This is a genomic window from Rhizobium sp. 21-4511-3d (assembly GCF_053522545.1).
Window position 1 is genome coordinate 290,045 of sequence record NZ_JBNWCF010000005.1, and the last position, 20,509, is coordinate 310,553.

A 20,509-nucleotide genomic window follows, 5' to 3' on the forward strand; every position below is an offset into this window, starting at 1 on the left:
ACCGTGTGGGTATCTTATCGTTGAAACCGCGAAGCGATGCGGCGCCTGAAACTGTCAGGCGGCCTTCCTCTTTAGCCCCGCGGCATAGCGCATGATTTCCTGTTCCGAGATCTCGTCGCCCTCGAGCACGCCGACGATGCGCCCCTCGCGCATGACACAGACCCGCGTGCAGAGGCCGATGACCTCAGGCATTTCCGACGAGACGACGATGATCGACCGGCCATCGCGGGCCAGCGCCGAAATGAAATGATAGATCTGCTGCTTGGTGCCGACATCGATGCCGCGCGTCGGCTCGTCGATGATGATGATATCGGGCTCGGTCTCCATCACCTTGGCAAGCAGCAGCTTCTGCTGGTTACCACCCGACATGCGGCCGGCGACGATATTGGCATCGCGCACGCGGATGTCGAAGCGCCGCTTCGCCTTGGCAAGTGCCGCCGCCTCGCTGTTCGGGCTGAGATAGCCGTGCGCGACATGCTGTCCGAGCGATTGCAGCGTCAGGTTCGTGACCATGTTGGAGCGCAGCAGCAGCCCCTTCGACTTGCGGTCCTTGGTCATATAGGCAAGACCGGCCCGATTGGCGGCGTGAACGTCGCCGGAGGCAATGGTATCGCCCTTGATCACCACCTCACCGGCCGTGCGTGACCGCAACCCGGCAATCGCTTCCATCAGCTCCGTACGACCTGAACCGATCAGGCCCGAGAAGCCGATCACTTCGCCCTTGCGCACCTCGAAGCTCGCATCCTGGACATAGCCGGTCGAAACGCCGGTGACCTGCAGGACGACTTCTTCATCCACATTCGGCTCGACCTTCGCCGGATAGAGGCTGGAAAGCTCGCGCCCGACCATCAGCTGGGCGATCGACTCGCCGTCAAGGATCGAGGTCGGTGCCGTCTTCACCCACTGGCCGTCGCGCAGTACGGTGACCCGGTCGGTCAGTTCCATGACTTCATCGAGCTTGTGCGAGACGAAGACGAAGCTGGTGCCTTTGTCGCGCAGCTTGCGGACCTGTTCGAAGAGGATGTTGGTTTCCTCGCGCGACAGAACGGCGGTCGGCTCATCCATGAAGACGACGCGCGCATCGCGGCTGATCGCCTTGGCGATTTCGACCATCTGCTTGTCGGCGATCGACAGCGTGCTGATCAGCGCGTCTTCATCGACATGCGAACCGAGCATATCGAGGACGCGGCGGGTTTCCTTGCGCATGTAGCGACGGTCGAGCACGCCGAAATGCGTCACTTCACGGCCGAGGAACAGGCTCTCGGTGACGGTCAGATGTTCGGCGAGATTGAATTCCTGGTGGATGATGACGATGCCGAGCGCCTCGGCGCCACCGTTCGGCGGCAACACGATCGGCTTGCCGTCGAGAAGGATTTCGCCGGAGGTCGGCTGCTCGAAACCGGAGAGAACTTTGACGAGAGTGGATTTTCCGGCACCATTCTCGCCCATTAGGGCATGAACTTCACCGGCGCGGAGATCGAAATTTACGCTGAAGAGGACCTGTACCCCATTGAAGGATTTACAGATTCGCTTTGCGGACAGCACCACGGGTGCGGTCTCGGCCGTCTCCAGATTCATCATTTCCTCCCTGCGGCTCCCGACCGCTTGAGCATTTGTGTAAACCTTTACATCGGCCATGTAAAGGTTTACATCATGGATATGCACAAATCTGGCGAAAGCCCGCTTTGACGGATTAGCAAGTCTGTGTAGTGTCGCGGCGAAGACAGCCCCATGGCAGAGCCCCCAGTGTCGAATTCCACGCCTGCAACGATCGAAGACGTCGCCCGGATCGCCGAGGTTTCCATCGCGACCGTGTCCCGTGCGATCCATACGCCGGAGAAAGTTGCGAACTCGACGCGGCTGAAGGTCAACCAGGCGATCGCCATTACCGGCTATACGACCAACGCCATGGCGCGCAGCCTGCGGCTTGGCCGTTCCAATATGATCCTGGTCGTGGCACCCGATATCGGCGACCCGAATTTCTCCAACATTCTCGTCGGCCTGGAGAACGAAGCCCGCGCCCATGGCTACGGCATCCTGATCGGCCACACCCAGAACGACGCCCAGCGCGGCCTCGAATATCTGAAATTCTTCAACTCGAACCAGGCGGCCGGCCTGATCCTCTTCACCGGCATCCTGCCCTTCGGCCACCAGACGATGACGGCACGGCTGCCGCCGAGCGTCGGCGTCTTCGAACCGGTTTTCAACGGCGGCATCCCCTATGTCGGCGTCGACGATACCGAGGGTGCCCGCAAGGCGGTTGACCTGCTGCTTGCCGAAGGCCACCGCAAGATCGCCTTCATCGGCGATTCTCGTACCCGCCTTGCCTATACCCGCCGTCGCGAGGGCTACGAAGCCGGGCTCGATGCAGCCGGTGTGCCGAAGGAAACGCGGATCGTTCTCGAAGGCGACGGCACCATCGAAAGCGGCCGCCACGCCGTCGAGCAACTCTTCATGCGCGACACGCTGCCGACCGCCTTCATGTGCGTCAACGACCAGACGGCGATCGGCGTGATGATCGGCCTCAATGCCCGCGGCTACGATATCCCGCGCGACTTCTCGGTGACAGGCTTCGACGACGTGCCGCAGGCCGTATTCATGAGCCCGTCGCTGACCACCATCCGCCAGCCGCGCACGGCGATCGGCAAGCAGGCGATGGCGCTCTTGCTGGAGCTTCTCGGCGATGGCCGGCCGGCCGAAACGGAAATCCTGCTGCGCCCCGATCTCGTCGTGCGCAACTCCGTCTCCGCGCCGCCGAAAAACTGGCAAAGACGCTAACCCAGGCGGAACAATTCCCGCCCCCGTCCGTTGCCTTGCCGGACGCCGGCTGCACAATCTGAGATTTGTGGTTTGCACCGGCAGCTGGCGTCCAGCTCAGCTGAAAAGTCCGCGTTTGCGGCAGCTTCATTCTATCCCGGACTTATTTTGGTCATCGGCGTTTCCGTCGCTGGAAAAATCAACCGACCGCCTACATCATTGATCGCTAAGATGAACATGGGACCCATAGATTCAGTGTCGCCGACGTCCGATCCAGCCGTCATCGAGGAGCAGAAACGCCTTGAGGCGCTCGAGGCATTCGACATTCTCGACACCGCTCCCGAGCCCGAATTCGACGATATCGTCTTCGTCGCCTCCTCGGCCTGCCGCACGCCGGTTGCCCTGATCAGCCTTGTCGGCGCCGACAGGCAATGGTTCAAGGCAAAGGTCGGCTTCGAAGCCTGCGAGACCCCCATCGATCAATCCGTCTGCGCCCACGCACTCTCCAGCCCGCAGCCGCTCGTCATCCCCGATCTTACAAAAGACGAACGGACCCGGACGAACGCGCTGGTCACCGCGCCACCCAATATCCGCTTCTACGCCGGCGCACCGCTCGTCACCTACGACGGCACGATCATCGGCACGCTCTGCGTCATCGACACCGTCCCGCGCCCCGAAGGCTTGACGCCTGATCAACTGAAGATCCTCCAGGCCCTGTCGCGGCAGGTGGCCGCCCTTCTGGAAGCCCGCCGCATATCGAGCCGCAAGGACGAGCTCTTCCGCCGCCAGAAGCATATCAGCTCGACGATGCGCTCTACGGCGCAACAGAGCATGGCTGCGCAAGAGGCCGGACGTGTCGGCACGTTCGAGCTCGATATTGCCAGCGGCCAGATGCGCGTCTCCCCGGAATTTTGCCGCATCTTCGACGTGCCGGTGGCCGACAGCTACCCGGCCTCGACCTTCGAAGACATGGTCGTTCCGGACGATCAGGGCATCCGCTCCTCCGCATCGACGCGGGCGGACGGCAGCGCCGCCCTCGATGTCGAATACCGTATCAACACCGAGCATCGCGGCACCCGCTGGATTTCGCGTCATGCCGCTTTCATGGCAACGACGGATGGCCGGCCGGCGCTTCTGCGCGGCACGGTACAGGACGTGACCATCGAGCGGCGCGCCGCCGCCCGCGTTCAGGCGCTGCTTGATCTCGGTGACCGGCTGCGCGACCTCGACGACGTGGAATCGATGGCGATCGCCGCCGCCGATCTGATGGCCAAGGCGCTCGATGCCAGCCGCGCCGGCTTCGGCGTCATCGATGCCGGCAGCGAGACCGTGCTGATGCAGCCGGAATGGTGCGCGCCGGGCGTCACGTCGCTTGCCGGCCTCCACCACTTCCGCGACTACGGCAGCTTCATCGACGATCTGAAACGCGGCGAAACCGTCATCATCGAGGATGTCAGCAACGATCCGCGCACCGATGGCAATGCCGAGCAGCTGCTCGCGATCGACATCCGCGTGCTCGTCAACGTGCCGATCTTCGATCACGGCCGCTTCAGCCTCGTCGTCTTCGTGCATCACGATCACCCCTACGAGTGGACGGGCGAGGAAGTGTCCTTCGTGCGCAGCTTCGGCGACCGCATCCAGATCGCCATTGCCCGGGTGCGCGCCGAGGCCGAACAGGACCTCCTGAACCGCGAGATCAACCACCGGCTCAAGAACACCTTCGCAATGATCCAGGCGATCGCCACGCAAACGCTACGCCCAGTGGCCGAACGCGAGCATGTCGAGAATTTCGAACGGCGGCTGCATGCCCTCAGCAGCGCCCACGACATTCTCCTGCAGGACAACTGGCTGAGTGCCAGTGTCCACGATCTCGCCGCCCGGGCAGTCGAACCGCTCGGCGTCGGCGAGCAGGTTTCGATGGAAGGGCCAAGCCTGGCGCTCGGCGCCAAGGGCTCGCTTTCGCTCTCGCTGCTGCTGCACGAACTGGCGACCAATGCCATCAAATACGGATCGCTCTCGACCGAAGGCGGCAAAGTTTATGTGCGCTGGACCATTGAAGGCCGCGGCGAGGCGGCTACCTTCCACCTCACCTGGCGTGAAGAGGGCGGCCCTGCTGTCGGCGAACCGACCAAAAAGGGCTTCGGCTCCAAACTGATCAAGATGGGACTGATCGGCTCCGGCGGAACGGAAAGCCGCTACGGCCCCGATGGCTTCTCGGTCAGCATGTCCGCGTCGCTCTCGCAGATGCAAAGGACCGAATGACATGAGGGAAGGTTATGCAGCCCAAAGGCCTGCTGTCCTCGTGGTCGAAGATGAACCGCTACAGCGGATGATGGCAGTCGATCTCGTCGAGGAGGCCGGTTTCGAGGCGATCGAGGCTGCGGATGCGGATGAGGCGGTACGCATCCTGGAGGCACGGGCCGACATCCGCATCGTCTTCACCGATATCGACATGCCGGGCAGCATGGATGGCATGATGCTGGCCGCAGCGATCCGCGACCGCTGGCCGCCGATCGAGATCATCATCACCTCCGGCCATATCCGCGAACAGGAAGTGGAGATGCCGATCCGCGGCGTGTTCTTCCCCAAACCTTACGACACCCGCCGCCTCAGCCAGCAGCTCGTCGCCTTCGGACTGCCTCAGTGACAAAATCCACGCGTGAAAAAGCCGGGAAGCTTGCGCTCCCCGGCCTGTATTTCGATAAGCCGTCGATCAGACGTAACGGTTGACGACGTTTTCGAGATGTTCCTGCTTGCCCGAGCGCGGCTGCGGATTGACGTCCTTGCCTTCGACCCAGCTGGTGATTTCACCGAGCGAATACTCGCCGCGGAAGAGCTTCTGCCCTTCGGCCGAATCCCAACCTGCATAGCGGTCTGCGAGCGGCTGCGAGAGAGCCTTGTCCTCGACCATCTTTGCAGCAGCCTTGAGACCGCGGGCGCAGCAATCCATGCCGCCGATATGGCCGATCAGCAGGTCTGCCGGATCGAGCGACTGACGGCGCAGCTTCGCGTCGAAGTTCGTGCCGCCGGTGGTGAAGCCGCCTGCCTGCAGAACCTGATAATAGGCGAGCGCCATTTCCGGAACGTTGTTCGGGAACTGGTCGGTATCCCAGCCGGACTGGTAGTCATTGCGGTTCATGTCGATCGAGCCGAAGATGCCGAGTGCATTGGCAAGCGCCAGCTCGTGCTCGAAGGAATGGCCGGCGAGGATCGCATGGCCCTGCTCGATGTTGAGCTTCACTTCGTTTTCGAGGCCGTGCTTCTTCAGGAAGCCGTAAACCGTCGCGACATCGTAGTCGTACTGGTGCTTGGTCGGCTCCTGCGGCTTCGGCTCGATCAGGATCGTGCCCTTGAAGCCGATCTTGTGCTTGTACTCGACGACGAGATTCAGGAATCGGCCGAGCTGATCGAGCTCGCGCTTCAGGTCGGTGTTGAGCAGCGTCTCGTAGCCTTCACGGCCGCCCCAGAGAACGTAGTTCTCGCCACCGAGCTTCTGCGTCGCATCGATGCAGGTCTTCACGGTTGCCGCAGCGAAAGCGAAGACATCCGGATCCGGATTGGTCGCAGCGCCGGACATGTAGCGGCGGTTGGAGAACAGGTTTGCCGTACCCCAAAGCAGCTTGGTACCGGTCGCGGCCTGCTTCTCGGCGAAGTAATCGACGATCTCGTTCAGGTTCTTGGTGTTCTCGGCGAAGTTCTGGCCTTCGGGACGCACGTCGGCATCGTGGAAGCAGTAATAGGGCGCGTCGAGCAGCGAGAAGAATTCGAAGGCCACATCAGCCTTCAGCTTCGCAGCCTTCATCGTGTCTTCGAACCACGGGCGCAGGAAGGTCTGGCCGCCGAAGGGGTCGCCGCCCGGCCAGGTGAAGGTGTGCCAATAGGCGATTGCAAAGCGCAGATGGTCTTCCATGCGCTTGCCGAGAACGACTTCGTCCTTGTTGTAATGACGGAAGGCGAGCGGATTGGTGCTCTCCGGGCCTTCATACTTGATCTTCTGAATATCGCCGAAAAATCCGGTGCTCATGTTGGTCCTCCTTGGGTTGGTCAATCTTGTTCGTTGTAGCGTGCGGCCCCCTCATCCGACCCTTCGGGCCACCTTCTCCCCGCTGGGGAGAAGGGAAGATCGGAGCGAGCGGTCTGCCACAAGTCTCTTCTCCCCGACGGGGAGAAGGTGCCGGCAGGCGGATGAGGGGGCTCCGACCTCAGTGCAAACTTAAATCCGCCCTCAATGCGCCAGCGACTTGATCGCCGGATAGAGCGCGCGGTAGCGCTTGTAGGCATCCTCATAGGCGCCGCTCAGTGCAGCGACAGGCTCGATCGTGCCGTCCGTCTCCGGCGGCGTGCAGACCGCGACCGGATCCGCACCCGTCGCGGCAATCAAGCCGAGACGGGCAGCACCGAACGCCGCGCCGAAATCGCCGTCCGCCGGGAGATCGACGGGAACGCCGAGCGCCGTCGCGATCGAGGCCAGCCAGTAGCGCGAGCGCGAACCGCCGCCGATCGCGGTGACGCGGGCGATATCGGTACCGGCCGAACGCAGCGCTTCGAGATTGTCGCGGATAGCAAAGGACACACCTTCGAGAACCGCCTGGGTCAGGACGGCGCGGCTGCTCTCATGCTCGAGGCCGATGAAGGCGCCGCGGATGACGGCATCATTGTGCGGCGTGCGCTCGCCCGAGAGATAAGGAAGGAAGGTCACGCCCGACGGCGCCTTCAGGGTCTCGCCGAGTTCGCCGGTCAGATCCGCCGCGGACTTGCCCGTCACATGCGAATGCCAGTTCAGCGCATCGGTGGCCGAGAGGATGACGCCCATCTGGTGCCAGGTATTCGGCAGCGCGTGGCAGAAGGCATGGACGGCGCTTTCCGGCTTCGGCAGGTAAGAGCCGTTGGCGGCGAAGAGCACACCCGAAGTGCCGAGCGAAACGAAGGCCGCGCCGTGGCTGACCGTACCCATGCCGCAAGCCGAGGCCGCATTGTCCCCTGCCCCGCCGGCGACAACGACATCGCCAGCAATGCCCCACTTGGACGACAGCTCGCCGCGCAGCTTGCCCGCCTGCTCAGTACCTTCAACAAGCGACGGCATCTGCTTTTCATCGAGGCCCGTTGCGGCCAGGAGTTCCGAAGACCAGGCGCGCTTGCCGGTATCGAGCCAGGACGTACCGGCCGAATCCGACATCTCCGAAATATGCTCACCGGTCAGCCAGAGGCGCAGATAATCCTTCGGCAGCAAAACCTTCGCGACCTTGGCGAAGATCTCAGGCTCGTTCTTGGCGACCCAGACGAGCTTCGGCGCGGTAAAACCCGGGAAAACGATATTGCCGGTGAGCTTGCGAAAGCGCGGATCGGCGTCGAGCGCCGCGGCTTCATGATAGCTGCGCGTATCGTTCCAGAGAATGCAGGGCCGCAGCACCTTGTCGTCGGCGTCGAGCAGGGTCGCGCCATGCATCTGGCCGGAAAGGCCGATACCCATGACCGCCGCAAGCTCCTTCGGATGCTTGGCCTTCAGACCGGCAACCGCTTCTTCGGTCGCGCGGATCCAGTGCGCCGGATCCTGTTCGGACCAGCCGGAATGCGGACGCGAAACGTCCAGCGATCCATTGGCCGAACCGATGATCTTCTGATCGCCGTCGATGAGCATCGCCTTGACGCCCGAAGTTCCGAGATCGAGACCCAGATACATGTCGTTCTCCCTTTGCCGTTACGGCAGGTTGTCTTTCAAAAAGATATCGAGGCGGATGCGCTCCTGCGCATCGATGACGGCAAGCCCGTCGGCCTTCGCCTTCAAGACGCGAATGGCGCTGCGCACCTCATGACCGGCATCCTGATTGAGAACTGCGTCAATCGTTCCGTCGATCAATGCCGCCCGCGTATGCGGCGTGAGTTCATGGGCAACGACAGTGACCTGCCGCCCGGCGCCCTTGGCCTTCAGCGCCCTGATCAGGCCGCGGTTACCGGCGCCCAAGCTGTATATGCCGACAATGCGATCATTCTTCGAAAGCGCATCCGAAACCAGCATATGCGCCATTTCAGGATCGTCGCGCCCCTCGATGACGGGCAGGATGGAAAGGCCGGAAAACTCCTGCGCCATCAGCGCAACAAAACCTTTCAGGCGTTCGCGATGGTCGCGCACCAGCATGGAGCCGGCAAGCACCGCAATCTCGCCCTTGGCGCCACCGAGGAAACGGCCAAGCAGGCGAGCCGCCGTGCGCCCGGCCGCGATGTTGTCGACACCGGCATAGTGGTGGCGCAGCGACCCCGTGAGATCGGAAACCAGGGTAACGACGGGAATGCCATCGCGCACTAGGGCATCGACTGCCTCGGCAACCTCAGGCGCATCGGTCGCGACGAGCGCGATGCCGGCAGGCCGTTCGGCAGCGAGCTTCCGCAGCGCTTCGACCAGTGCGGCCGGATCGAAGGCCGGAACCTCGATGGTCTGGATCTGCGTGCGCTCGACTGGAGCGCGGGCAACGGCCTCGCGGATCTCGCCCGTCAGCCCATGCATGAAGGAATTGTCGGATGCCGGAAGGATGAAGACCAGCGGATAGGTGCGGCCCTTGGCGAGGTTGGCAGCCGCCACATCCCTGACATAGCCGATCTCGCGAATGGCGTTTTCCACCTTCTCGCGCGTCACATGGCGCACGCCCGGGCGCTGGTTCAGCACGCGATCGACAGTCGCAAGGCTGACCCCCGCATGCGCGGCGATATCGTGAACCGTAGGCTTCATCGCTCCTCCTGACGAAGCCTTTACCGCCAATTCTGATGTACGTAAATCAGAAAATGCCGGATCGACCGAAACTCATCTGGTCGCGTTTGAAAAACATGGATTATTTCTTGCCGTCACCGGCAATACGCGCTTCGATCGCCTGCGCGATCCCTCGCAGATTGGGGTGCTCGCCAGCCAGCGTTTCAATGGCGCCGACGGCAAGGTCGCTTGCGACGTAATCCGACTTGTGACCGAGGTTTCGGACGACGATCAGCCGCGCCCCTCGGATATCCTTTGCAAGATGCGCCGAGTGGATCGTCGGCGAAACGACGCTATCGGTATCGCCGGTGATAATGATCGTTGGCGCCTTGATCTGCCGGTAGCGCGGCGAGGCTTTCTTCGTCCATTCGAGCAGGTTGGCGACATCGGCGGCGTTGTTGTGAAACTCGGCCGGGCGCAGGGCGAGAAGCGTTCGCGCCTTCGAGATATACCCCGGAGGCCGCCGGTTCGGGGCAAACACGCTGCGGGTCGCACCATCGACCATCGCAAGGCCGACAGGCGGCACGACCAGCGCGCTGAAGAGCGGGCCGGTCAGCGGCGCCGTCGCCGCATCATAGTACCAAGCAATGCCGCCCGGCCAAGGATAGACGGCCGGCGACAGGAACACGAGACCGGCAACCATATCGGGATGACCGAGTGCAAAGGCGGCCGCAACGGCACCGCCGAAGGAATGGCTGACGATGATTGCCCGCCCGATGCCGCGCTTCTTCATCAGCGCTGCAATCGCGTCGGCCTGCCCGTCCGGGAAAGCGTTCTCGGGACCGCCGCGGTCGGAGCGGCCGTGGCCCGGACGATCGACGAACAGCAGATCAGACTTGCCTTCCAGCTTCTCCCGGAACGACAGCATCGGATCATAGAGATTGGCGCTGGCGCCATGGATGAAGACGATCGGCGGCAGTCTTGCCTTGCCGGAAGCCGGGATGAAGACGCTGTTCAGCTTGTAGCCGCCGATGTCTATCCTCTCCTCCTCGGCGGCCGCCCGCGCGGATGCGGATGCGAAGAGGGGCAGGACGATGCAGAGCCAGGCGATTGCCCTGGCGGAAGACTGAAGCATGAAGCGGCATCCGGTCGAAAGAGATGCACGATATACGGAAAACGGCCGGCTTTGGTTTCCCAAGCCGGCCGTTATTTCGAACACCAGACGATCAGTGGCCGCCGCCACCGCCTCCGCCGCCTTGCGGCGCAGGCTTGGCAATCATCGCAACACCGAGAACCATGACCATGAACAGCACGGTCAGCATCAGGAAGATATCGCTGAAGGACAGGATGACTGCCTGCTTGGTTGCCATGCCGACCATCTGCTTGATCGCCACCGACGCGCCGTCCATCCCGTAGGAATTGAAGTTGGCGGTCAGGTTGTTCAGCTGATCGATCGCGGCCGGATGGCCCCAGTCCATATTCTCGCGCAGGCGCTCGTAATGCACGTCCTGGCGGTTGGTCAGAACCGTATTGATGATCGCAAGACCGACGGCACCACCGAGGTTACGGGTCAGGTTGAAGAGGCCGGAGGCACCGCGCATACGGGCCGGCGGCATCGTGCCGAGCGCGATATTGTTGATAGGCACCATGCACATCATCAGGCCGAAACCGCGGAACAGCTGCGGGATCAGCAGTTCGTAGAAGTCCCAGTCATCGGTCAGCCCGGTCATGATATAGGTGCCGGCCGCAAAGCTGACGAAACCGATGACCATCATCAGGCGCAGGTCCATCTTCGTCGATAGACGTCCGGCGAGCGGCGCGGTGAAGAACATCGCAAGACCGGAGACGAACATCGTCTCGCCGATCATCAGCGAGTCGTAGCCGCGGATGCGTCCGAGATAGACCGGGTAGATGTAGGTCAGGCCGTAGAGACCGATACCCATGACGAAAGAGAAGACCGAGCCGAAAGCGAAGTTGCGGTTGGCGAAGGCTCTCAAGTCAACGACCGGAAAATCGACAGTGAACGCCCTGTAGAAGAAGACCACGCAGCCGATCGCCGATGCGATCGCACCGATGACGATATAGTTGTCGTTGAACCAGTCGTTCGAATTGCCTTCCTCGAGCACATATTCCAGCGCGCCCAGAAACACGCCCATCGAGATCAGGCCCCACCAGTCGAACTTCTTGAGAAGCGACAGTTCCGGCTTGTCGAAGTCGATGAAGTTCCAGGTAACGGTCGCCACGATGATGCCGGGGATGACGTTGACCAGGAACAGCCAGTGCCAGGAGAAGGCGTGGCTGAGATAGCCGCCGACAGTAGGGCCGATCGTCGGCGCCAGCGTAGCGATCAGGCCGATGATCGGCGAAACGATGCTGCGCTTGGAGGGCGGGAAGATCGTGAAGGCGGCCGCAAAGACCGACGGGATCATGCCGCCGCCGATGAAGCCCTGGATGGCGCGGTAGACGATCATCTGGTCGATATTCGTCGCCGTGGCGCAGAGCACGCTCGACAGCGTGAAACCCGCCGCCGAGAAGGCGAAGAGGTAGCGCGTCGAGACGATGCGGGCGAGCGTACCCGACAGCGGAATCATGATGACTTCCGCGATCAGGTAGGAGGTCTGGACCCAGCCGATTTCATCCGAGCCGGCGGAAAGGCCGGCCTGGATTTCGGCGAGCGAGGCCGAGACTATCTGAATGTCGAGGATCGACATGAACATGCCGAGCACCATCGCAAAGAATGCGATGAGCTTGCGCGGGTCCATCCGTTCCTCGGCTCCTACGCCGGGAACGGTTCCTGCAGTGGTGGTCGCGGCCATTGGCCTTACTCCGGCTGGCTGATTACTTTGCCTGCTGTGCGTCCGGCGCCGTGCGCGTGTCGACATCGACGACGACGCTCAGGCCTGCACGCAGACGGCCGGTATCAAGCGCATCCTGCGGGAGCGCGATGCGAACCGGCACGCGCTGGATGATCTTGGTAAAGTTGCCCGTCGCATTCTCAGGCGGCAGCAGCGAGAAGACCGAGCCGGAAGCCGGCGAGATCGACTCGACGGTGCCGACGATCGGATGATCGTCGTAAGCGTCGACATGGACATTGACCTTCGAACCCGGAACCAGATGCTGGATCTGCGTTTCCTTGAAGTTCGCGTCGATATAGAGTTGGCGGGTCGGGACGAGCGCCATCAGACGCTGGCCGGGCGATACGAGATCGCCTTCCTGAACCGAGCGATTGCCGACAACACCGTCATACGGTGCCTTCAGGATCGTGAAGGACAGGTCGCGGGCGGCCTTGTCGCGCTGCAGCTCAAGCGTACGGACCGAACCTTCGGCTTCCTTGCGCTGCGCTTCCAGGATCGTGATGTTGGCTTCGGCCGACTTGATATTGGCGTCGCCACCAACGAGGTTTGCCTTGGCCTGATCGAGCGCGATGTTGGCGGTGTCGAGATCGGCAGCGGTGCCGACCGACTTTGCCTGCAGGTCGCTCTGGCGCTTCTGGGTGATCTCGGCGCCGCGGACGGCGGCATCGAGCGACACCTTCTGGGCCTGTGCCTGCGCGAGAGCCGCCTTGGCGCCATCGACCTGAGCATCGATGCGGCTCAGCGACAGCTTTTCGGTGGCGATCTGCGCTTCGGCTTGGTCGAGAGCATTCTGATAGTCGCCGTTATCGAGCGTTGCGAGCACGTCGCCGGCCTTGACCAGCTGGTTGGCAACGACATTGACCTTGGCAACGTAACCGGTGACCTTCGGCGAGATGGTCGCGATATCGCCTTCGATATAGGCATCATCGGTCGAGACCATGAAGCGGCCATTCGTCCACCATTCATAGCCGTACCAGCTGCCACCGGCGAGGATGGCGAGGGCGACGATCGGCAGAACGCGGCTGCGCTTCTTTTTCACCGGCGGCTGCTCGGCAACCTTTACCTCGGGTGCTGGCGCCTGCTGGGGAGCACTGCGAGCCTCCGCGGTGGGGGTATCCGCGGAGGCTGCAGTTTCCGGCTGAGCCGCTTCGGCTTCAGCGGAATCGCTTACGATGCGCGCAACATTGGTTTTCTGACTGGACATAGACGAACACCGCTTTGTGAAGTAGATTTAATCGAACTGAACGGTTCGGTTCAGTTGACATAGGCCCTTTTTGCATCCATATCAAGTCATATCGAACCGAGCGGTTCGATTTTAGTAAAGAATCTTCGCAAGTGCGAAAAATGGTTAAGGAGAAGATGACCGAAGTGTCCAAGGTTTCAGCCGCCGAAACGCCCGTGGCCACTGGCCGCTGGGCAGCCGGAGAAGACCCGGCCAAGCGCACGCAAATCCTCGAGGGCGCCAAGAGCGTCTTCATGAAGATGGGTTTCGACGCAGCGAGCATGAACGACGTGACCCGCGAAGCCGGCGTCTCGAAGGGCACTCTCTATGTCTACTTCGCCAATAAGGAAGAGCTCTTCACCGCGATGATCGAGACCGAGCGCGCCGCCTTCGTGGCCGCACTGCGCGTCGCTCTCGAACATCATGACAATGTCGAGGAAGGCCTGCACGATTTTGGCCTGAGCTTCATCTCGCATATCACAAGCGAGAAGGTGATCAGCGCCATGCGCACCGTTCTTGGCGTGCGCGACCGCATGCCGGAGCTCTGTCAGCGCTTCTTCAACGGACCGGAGAACCTGCGCACGGTGCTGCACTCGTATCTGACGCGCTACGTGAATTCCGGCAAGCTCGAGATCGCTGACGTCGATCTGGCAGCCGGGCAGTTCCTCGATCTCGCCAGCGGCAGCTTCTTCAAGTTCCGCCTCTTCGGCAGCATGCCGGAGCCGCCGTCCGAGGCGGAGAGAAAGCGCGTCATCGACGGCGCCATCCGCGTCTTCATGGCCGCCTATGGCGCCAAGCACAACGAGCCCGCCTGAGGGATCGGCGGCGTCCCCGCTTCATTCTCCCCATCACCGGCGGAATAAATGCCGTCCGGCTTTCGTATACCCCTTGCGGCGCTTGCATCTCAGCGCCTTCACTCTAGATTTCGGCGTCGGCTGTCTGTGGCGCAAGGGAAAAACAATTCATGCAAGATATCATGATGCTGGTTCAGGACCCGGCTGCCTGGGTGGCGCTGGTTACCCTGGTCGTCATGGAAGTCGTTCTTGGTATCGACAACCTTATCTTCATCTCCATCCTCACCAACAAGCTGCCGCCCGAGCACCGTGAAAAGGCCCGCAAGGTCGGTATCGGCCTGGCGCTGATCATGCGCCTGGCGCTACTCGGCACCGTCGCCTGGATCGTCAAGCTCACGGCTCCGGTCTTCGAACTCTTCGGCCACGGCTTCTCGTGGAAGGACATGATCCTGATTGCCGGCGGTCTTTTCCTGCTCTGGAAGGCGACGAAGGAGATCCACCACAATGTCGATCCGGCCGATCACAACGAGGATTTCATCGCCAATTCGGCGACGACGACCTTCAGCTCGGCGATCGTGCAGATCCTGATCCTCGACCTGGTCTTCTCGGTCGACAGCATCATCACCGCCGTCGGCATGACCCCGCATCTGCCGATCATGGTCATCGCCGTTCTGGCCGCCGTGACCGTCATGCTGGTCGCCGCGACGCCGCTTGCGAACTTCATCGAGAAGAACCCGACCATCGTCATGCTGGCGCTCGCCTTCCTGATGATGATCGGCACGACGCTGATCGCCGAGGGCATGGGCTTCCATGTTCCGAAGGGCTACGTCTACGCCGCCATGGCCTTCTCGGCACTCGTCGAGGTGTTGAACATGTTTGCCAGAAACGCCCGAAAACGAAAAAGAGGCGAGAGCCACTAGCTTCTGCAGCAGGCGCGGCTTTGGCCGCGCCTACAGCATGTCTCCCAGGCTCCAGTGATTGGCCCAGCGCGCATCGATCTCGTCATCGACATTCTGGTAGCGGATATCGGTCGACAGACGTATCAGCCGCTCGGCGCTCTCGTTCGCCGTCGAGGCGTGGATCATGTAGGGACTGTGCAGCATCACATCGCCGGTCTCGTAGCCGGCGATCAGCCAGCGGGTATCGAAGCGCTCGGCCATATCGGGCAGATCTTTCGAAACCCAGCCGCCCTCGGTCATGTTGCGGTTATAGGCGCTGATCCGCTCTTCAGCGGAAAGCCCGGCGCTTTGCGCCGCGAACTCACTCTCCATCTTTCTGCCAATCGCATGCGATCCCTCGAGATAGACAAGCCCGCCCATCTCGACCGGCACATCGCCTAGCGGGATCCATGCCGTGACGATCCGGTTGGTCCCACCGCGCAGATAGACGAGATCGTAATGCGCCGGCGTCGCCGTGGCGCTACCCGGCATCGTATGGCGCATGATCTTACGCTTGTGCAGATAGGAGATGCCGCACAGGAACTCGTCCATAAAGGCCGCGAGCCGCGGCTGGGCACAGAAGCCTTCATAGGCAACGGATCGAACCAGCGACATGAGGATGCGGTTGGCCTGCTGCGGGTCCCCTCCTCCAGCGGCGGCCAGACCAAGACGCGGATCCGATCCCGGCTCGATCAACCCTGCCCCGGCCAGATGTCCGAACGCCCAGCCGCGAAACGCGTTCACGGCATCGGGATCGAGAAACCGCTTCAGCCAGACATAGCCATGCTCCTCATAGCGCTCCCGGATCGCCGCGATGCCGATCGTCGGATCGGTATGAACGAGATGGCCAAGCCGGTTCTCCGCTGTCGAGAGCACCTTACCACCTGCCCTCAGCACCGGCATTTCAGTCGCCATTTTCACAGCCAAGCTTGACATTTCGATCGCCATCCCCTTCGAATTCATGTGACGATGTTGCCGCGATGAAGGGCAAATGACCATGGACGGAAAATACAGCTGGACTTTTCGCTCATGACTTCGCCGCCGCTCGCGCTCTACCGATCGCCGCCATCGGTCAACCCGCCCGCCTTGTCGGTGACCGGCTTCGGACGTCAGCGGATCGCTGTGCATGTCCGGCAGCGCCGCCTGCCGTGCCATGCGGTGGTGCTGGTCGAAACGGGACGCGGTACGTTGGAAACTGAAGCGGCAGGCAAGCTTACGATCGAAGGACCGGCGCTCTTGTGGCTGACGCCGGGCAGCCTGCATTCCTACGGCCCGGCGGAGGGTGAAAGCTGGGAGGAGCAATGGGCGCTGTTCGAGGGCCCTTTCGCCTCGAGCCTCGTCCGGCAGCGCCTGATCTCGGAGACCGCACCGCATGTGGCGCTGAGCAATCTGCGCGAGACGCAGCAGCTCTTTGCCGCGCTCCGCGCCGATTTCACCGATGGCAGTGCGTTGGCACTGAGCTCGGCCGCCGCCACGCTTCACCGCATCGTCGTCCAGTCAGCGAGGCAGGCGGATGCTGCCACTGATACCGTGGCTGGCGCCAGGATCGAAGCAGCTGTTTCCGCCCTTGCCGAACGCGCCTTCAGGGAAATCGACATGCAGCAGCTCGCCGCCGAATTCGACATGTCGCCGGCGACCTTCCGCCGCCGCTTCATGGCCGCAACCGGTCTCTCGCCGAAAGCATTCCAGCTACGGCTGCGGATCGATCATGCCAAGCAATTGCTGACCACCTCCGATCTCCCGATCGAAGCGATTGCCCGGGAGATCGGCATCGATGATGCCTTCTATTTCTCGCGGCTTTTCCAGAACCGCGAGGGACTGGCGCCGAGCGCCTTCCGAGGCCGCTATCGCAGGCAGTGATCAGGCCTTGGACAATTCCTTGTCGATCGCCGTCACCAGCCGCTGATCCTCGGCAGTCACATCGGGCGCAAAACGCGCGATGATCTTGCCGTCGCGGCCGATCAGGAACTTCTCGAAATTCCAGAGGATTTCCTTGCCGTCGTCATCGGCCAGACCACGATCGCGCAGCCGGTCACGCATCGGCCCTTCGCCGGTCGTCGGCACCGCGGCAGCCGTCAGCTGGCGATAGAGCGGATGCTTGTCGTCACCCTTGACCGAGATCTTCGAATAGATCGGGAATTTCACGTCATAGGTCAGCTGGCAGAACTCGACGATCTCGGCATCCGTCCCCGGCTCCTGACCCTTGAAGTTGTTGGCCGGGAAGGCGGCAATGACGAAGCCGCGCTCACGTTTGTCCTCGTAGAGTTTTTCAAGACCTTCATACTGCGCCGTCAGCCCGCATTTGGAGGCAACGTTGACGACGAGCATCACCTTGCCGCGATGTTCGTTGAGGCTTGTCTCGCGGCCATCGGCGAGCTTCACGGGGATGTCGAGGATCTCGGTCATGTCAGTCTCCATTCACGTCGGGCGGTGAAGCTATACCCATGCTACGCTTTGTCCAGCCTTCAACACCGGCCTGATGCCAAAATCCTCCGCATGCGCTAACGTGCCTCACGGAGAGATGAGAGGGGAAATCTCGGGTGCGTGAGATCGTTGTCGCGGGATCGGTATTTGTGTGTCTGGCCGTCGCCTCGATCGGCACGATGATGATCTATCCACGGCTGCCGGCCCGCCATCGCGAGGAGGAAACGAACACGGTCGTTCGCCTCGTCGCCAACATCTTCGTGGTCATGACCTCGCTCGTCTTCGGCCTGATGATCAACTCCTCGAAGAACACCTTCGCCGGCATCGACGACAGCGTTCATTCCTTCGCCACCGAGATCATCCTGCTCGACCGTACGCTGCGAACCTACGGGCTGGAAGCCGACGACACGCGCGCCAGCTTGCTCCGTTACGTCCAGCAGGCCCTGTCGGGCCCGATGCACGTTGTCGATCCCGTGCTGCAGAGTGATCCGAAATCCGAAATGGCACTCAACGCGGTTGGCAACAACATCGCCGTCATGATGCCGACCGATCCCAACCACATCGCGCTCTGGACCGACGCCCGGCAGCAATACAAGACCATCGTCGAGCGGCGATGGGTGATCGTCGAGCAATCGGAAGGCGTCATTCCAATGCCGCTGGTCTTCATGCTGATGGCTTGGCTGACGCTGATCTTCGCGAGTTTCGGATTCCGCGCGCCCAAAAACATCATCGTCATGTCAATGTTCCTGGTGGCCGCCTTTCTCATATCCGCATCGATCTATCTCGTGCTCGACATGGATATCCCCTTCGCGGGCATGATCCAGATTTCCGACGCCCCGCTTCGCCGGGCGCTAGCCGAACTGCAGCAATGATGCGCGTGCGGGATTGATAAGCGCAGGCGGCGTTACAGTTATTCCTGTCGCAGAGCATCGTCTGCGTTCGGAATTCCAGCCCCTGGAGCAGCATGACCACCCCGCAGATTCTCGCCTTCGGCGTCATTGGCCTGATGATGGCCGTCTTCATCTGGGACCGCTTCCGTTATGATCTCGTCGCCTGTTGCGCGCTGGTGCTCGCCGTCTGCGTCGGCATCGTGCCCTTCGAAAAGGCCTTCTCCGGCTTCAGCGACGATATCGTCATCATCGTCGGCAGCGCGCTTGTCGTCAGCGCCGGCGTCGCCCGCTCCGGCATCGTCGACAGCGCCATCAAGCGCTTCTTTCCGAACCTGAACTCGCTGCATACGCAGCTCGCCCTGCTACTGATCGTCGTCGCCGTGCTCTCCGCATTCATCAAGAATATCGGCGCGCTGGCGATCATGATCCCGGTCGCTTTCCAGTTTTCGCGCAAGACCGGAAAGTCGCCTTCGCTCTATCTGATGCCGATGAGCTTCGCCGCCCTGCTCGGCGGGCTCATGACGCAGATCGGCACATCGCCGAACATCGTCGTGTCTCGGCTGCGCGAAGAGATAACTGGCAAATCCTTCACGATGTTCGACTTCACGCCGGTTGGCGCCACGCTGGCGCTGGTCGGCATTATCTTCCTGATCTTCTTTCATTGGCTGGTGCCAGAGCGGCAGAACGAAAATCCGTCGCTTGAAGAAGCGCTCGATCTCAAGAACTATTTCTCGGAGGCGACGGTCGTCGAGGGCTCCGGCTTCGACGGCAAGATGTTGAACGAGATCCTGAAACTCGGCGATGGCGAAGTGGTCGCGACCGCAATCCTACGCGGCCACTCGCGCCTGTCGCCGATCCCGGACCTTATCCTAAAAGCGGGCGACACCCTGCTTCTCGAAGGCGGTCCGGAACCGCTCGATCGCGTCGTGACCAATGCCAAGCTGAAGCTCGCCGGCAAGCAGATTCCCGCGGATACGCAGGATGGCGACATCACCTCGATCGAGGCCGTGGTCTCGCCGGAATCGACGCTGATCGGCTGGTCGGCGCGGCAGCTGTCGCTCTTCAACCGCCGCCGCGTCAACCTGCTCGCCGTCAGCCGCCAGGGCCATCGTCTGACGGAACGCCTCAGCGAAGTCACGCTGAAGGGCGGCGATGTGCTCGTGCTCCAGGGCAGCCGCAAAAACCTGCCGGCCTTCCTGCAGGAATTCTCCTGCCTGCCGCTGGCGCAACGCGACATCCTGCTCGGCACCCAGCGCCGCGCCTATGTGCCGCTGATCATCCTCGCCGCCGCCATGGGCGCGACAGCCGCGGGTCTGGCGCCCGTTGCCGTGGCCTTCTTCTGTGCCGCGCTCGCCATGGTCGTCTTCCGCGTCATCCCGCTTGCCGATGTCTACAAGGCGCTGGATGGCCCGATCCTGATCATGCTCGCCGCCCTGATCCCCGTATCGGATTCGCTCAGGACAACGGGCGGCAGCGAGCTCATCGCCGGCTGGCTGGGCGATTTCGCAGCGCAGATGCCACCCTTTGGCGCCCTGGCGCTGATCCTGATCACCGCAATGGCGGTGACGCCGTTCCTCAACAATGCCGCGACAGTGCTGGTCATGGCGCCGATCGCCGCAAGCTTTGCGCAGACGCTCGGCTATAAGCCGGAAGCCTTCCTGATGGCGGTCGCCATTGGAGCCGGCTGCGATTTCCTCACCCCGATCGGCCACCAGTGCAACACGCTGGTCTTCGGCCCGGGCGGATATCGCTTCAGCGATTATCCCCGCCTCGGCCTGCCGCTCTCCTTCATCATCATTCTCGTCAGCGTTCCCATGCTGCTCTATGTCTGGCCGGTGCGATGAGCGCTGATGCCCATTTTCCTTGACGCAAGCGGCCGAATATGGCCTTAAGGCCAGCCAAATGGACAATCGCCGGGGAAGTGCGCAATTTGCCCTTATCCGGCCG

General features: G+C 62.0%; 17 protein-coding genes and 1 pseudogene. 9 read left to right on the forward strand and 9 right to left on the reverse strand.

The window, feature by feature from the left end; all coding sequences use genetic code 11:
- Positions 1-54: 54 nt before the first annotated feature.
- On the reverse strand, positions 55-1,578 hold the full coding sequence (locus tag ACQZ5H_RS13980; RefSeq protein ID WP_199628940.1) for a sugar ABC transporter ATP-binding protein: 1,524 nt from the start codon (positions 1,576-1,578) through the stop codon (positions 55-57).
- A gap of 168 nt (positions 1,579-1,746) precedes the next feature.
- On the opposite strand from ACQZ5H_RS13980, the gene ACQZ5H_RS13985 reads away from it, so the two are divergent.
- The 3 genes from ACQZ5H_RS13985 to ACQZ5H_RS13995 all read left to right on the forward strand — a co-directional run bounded on the left by ACQZ5H_RS13985 (position 1,747) and on the right by ACQZ5H_RS13995 (position 5,404).
- On the forward strand, positions 1,747-2,778 hold the full coding sequence (locus ACQZ5H_RS13985) for a LacI family DNA-binding transcriptional regulator (RefSeq protein WP_112719763.1): 1,032 nt from the start codon (positions 1,747-1,749) through the stop codon (positions 2,776-2,778).
- Between the two features lie 216 nt (positions 2,779-2,994).
- On the forward strand, positions 2,995-5,019 hold the full coding sequence (locus ACQZ5H_RS13990; RefSeq protein WP_449098049.1) for a GAF domain-containing protein: 2,025 nt from the start codon (positions 2,995-2,997) through the stop codon (positions 5,017-5,019).
- Position 5,020: 1 nt separating this feature from the next.
- Positions 5,021-5,404 (forward strand): response regulator, encoded by a 384-nt coding sequence (locus tag ACQZ5H_RS13995; protein ID WP_130282249.1) that lies wholly within the window; start codon positions 5,021-5,023, stop codon positions 5,402-5,404.
- A 66-nt stretch (positions 5,405-5,470) separates the two neighbouring features.
- On the opposite strand, the gene xylA is transcribed toward ACQZ5H_RS13995, so the two are convergent.
- Complete coding sequence (xylA, locus tag ACQZ5H_RS14000) at positions 5,471-6,781, reverse strand: xylose isomerase (RefSeq protein ID WP_130282251.1); 1,311 nt, start codon at positions 6,779-6,781, stop codon at positions 5,471-5,473.
- A gap of 45 nt (positions 6,782-6,826) precedes the next feature.
- Here xylA and ACQZ5H_RS14005 point away from each other — a divergent pair.
- A pseudogene (locus tag ACQZ5H_RS14005) lies at positions 6,827-6,956 on the forward strand (endonuclease domain-containing protein); the annotation flags it as partial.
- Positions 6,957-6,982: 26 nt separating this feature from the next.
- Here the strand turns inward: ACQZ5H_RS14005 and xylB are convergent.
- The 5 genes from xylB to ACQZ5H_RS14030 form a co-directional block, all read right to left on the reverse strand.
- Entirely contained in the window at positions 6,983-8,437 is a 1,455-nt protein-coding gene (gene xylB, locus ACQZ5H_RS14010) for a xylulokinase (RefSeq protein WP_449098050.1), read from the reverse strand.
- A gap of 18 nt (positions 8,438-8,455) precedes the next feature.
- Positions 8,456-9,481: a LacI family DNA-binding transcriptional regulator gene (locus ACQZ5H_RS14015; RefSeq protein WP_449098051.1), complete on the reverse strand. Its 1,026-nt coding sequence runs from the start codon at positions 9,479-9,481 to the stop codon at positions 8,456-8,458.
- Positions 9,482-9,581: 100 nt separating this feature from the next.
- On the reverse strand, positions 9,582-10,574 hold the full coding sequence (locus tag ACQZ5H_RS14020) for an alpha/beta fold hydrolase (RefSeq protein WP_449098052.1): 993 nt from the start codon (positions 10,572-10,574) through the stop codon (positions 9,582-9,584).
- 91 nt (positions 10,575-10,665) lie between these two features.
- Positions 10,666-12,255 (reverse strand): DHA2 family efflux MFS transporter permease subunit, encoded by a 1,590-nt coding sequence (locus ACQZ5H_RS14025; protein WP_449098053.1) that lies wholly within the window; start codon positions 12,253-12,255, stop codon positions 10,666-10,668.
- 22 nt (positions 12,256-12,277) lie between these two features.
- Complete coding sequence (locus ACQZ5H_RS14030; protein ID WP_449098054.1) at positions 12,278-13,498, reverse strand: HlyD family secretion protein; 1,221 nt, start codon at positions 13,496-13,498, stop codon at positions 12,278-12,280.
- Positions 13,499-13,653: 155 nt separating this feature from the next.
- Between ACQZ5H_RS14030 and ACQZ5H_RS14035 the strand changes: the two genes are divergently transcribed.
- Positions 13,654-14,331: a TetR/AcrR family transcriptional regulator gene (locus ACQZ5H_RS14035; protein WP_112719771.1), complete on the forward strand. Its 678-nt coding sequence runs from the start codon at positions 13,654-13,656 to the stop codon at positions 14,329-14,331.
- Between the two features lie 149 nt (positions 14,332-14,480).
- On the forward strand, positions 14,481-15,230 hold the full coding sequence (locus ACQZ5H_RS14040) for a TerC family protein (RefSeq protein ID WP_449098055.1): 750 nt from the start codon (positions 14,481-14,483) through the stop codon (positions 15,228-15,230).
- A gap of 30 nt (positions 15,231-15,260) precedes the next feature.
- On the opposite strand, the gene ACQZ5H_RS14045 is transcribed toward ACQZ5H_RS14040, so the two are convergent.
- Entirely contained in the window at positions 15,261-16,184 is a 924-nt protein-coding gene (locus tag ACQZ5H_RS14045) for a phytanoyl-CoA dioxygenase family protein (RefSeq protein ID WP_449098056.1), read from the reverse strand.
- A gap of 93 nt (positions 16,185-16,277) precedes the next feature.
- Between ACQZ5H_RS14045 and ACQZ5H_RS14050 the strand changes: the two genes are divergently transcribed.
- A complete protein-coding gene (locus ACQZ5H_RS14050; protein WP_449098057.1) occupies positions 16,278-17,108 on the forward strand; it encodes a helix-turn-helix domain-containing protein in 831 nt (276 codons plus the stop codon).
- On the opposite strand, the gene ACQZ5H_RS14055 is transcribed toward ACQZ5H_RS14050, so the two are convergent.
- The gene (locus tag ACQZ5H_RS14055) at positions 17,109-17,654 is read right to left on the reverse strand and encodes a glutathione peroxidase (protein WP_199628930.1); all 546 of its coding nucleotides are present in this window, start codon (positions 17,652-17,654) and stop codon (positions 17,109-17,111) included.
- 134 nt (positions 17,655-17,788) lie between these two features.
- Between ACQZ5H_RS14055 and ACQZ5H_RS14060 the strand changes: the two genes are divergently transcribed.
- Both ACQZ5H_RS14060 and ACQZ5H_RS14065 read left to right on the forward strand, forming a co-directional pair.
- Entirely contained in the window at positions 17,789-18,544 is a 756-nt protein-coding gene (locus ACQZ5H_RS14060) for a bestrophin-like domain (RefSeq protein ID WP_449098058.1), read from the forward strand.
- Positions 18,545-18,636: 92 nt separating this feature from the next.
- Positions 18,637-20,406 (forward strand): SLC13 family permease, encoded by a 1,770-nt coding sequence (locus ACQZ5H_RS14065; protein ID WP_449098059.1) that lies wholly within the window; start codon positions 18,637-18,639, stop codon positions 20,404-20,406.
- Positions 20,407-20,509: the final 103 nt, after the last annotated feature.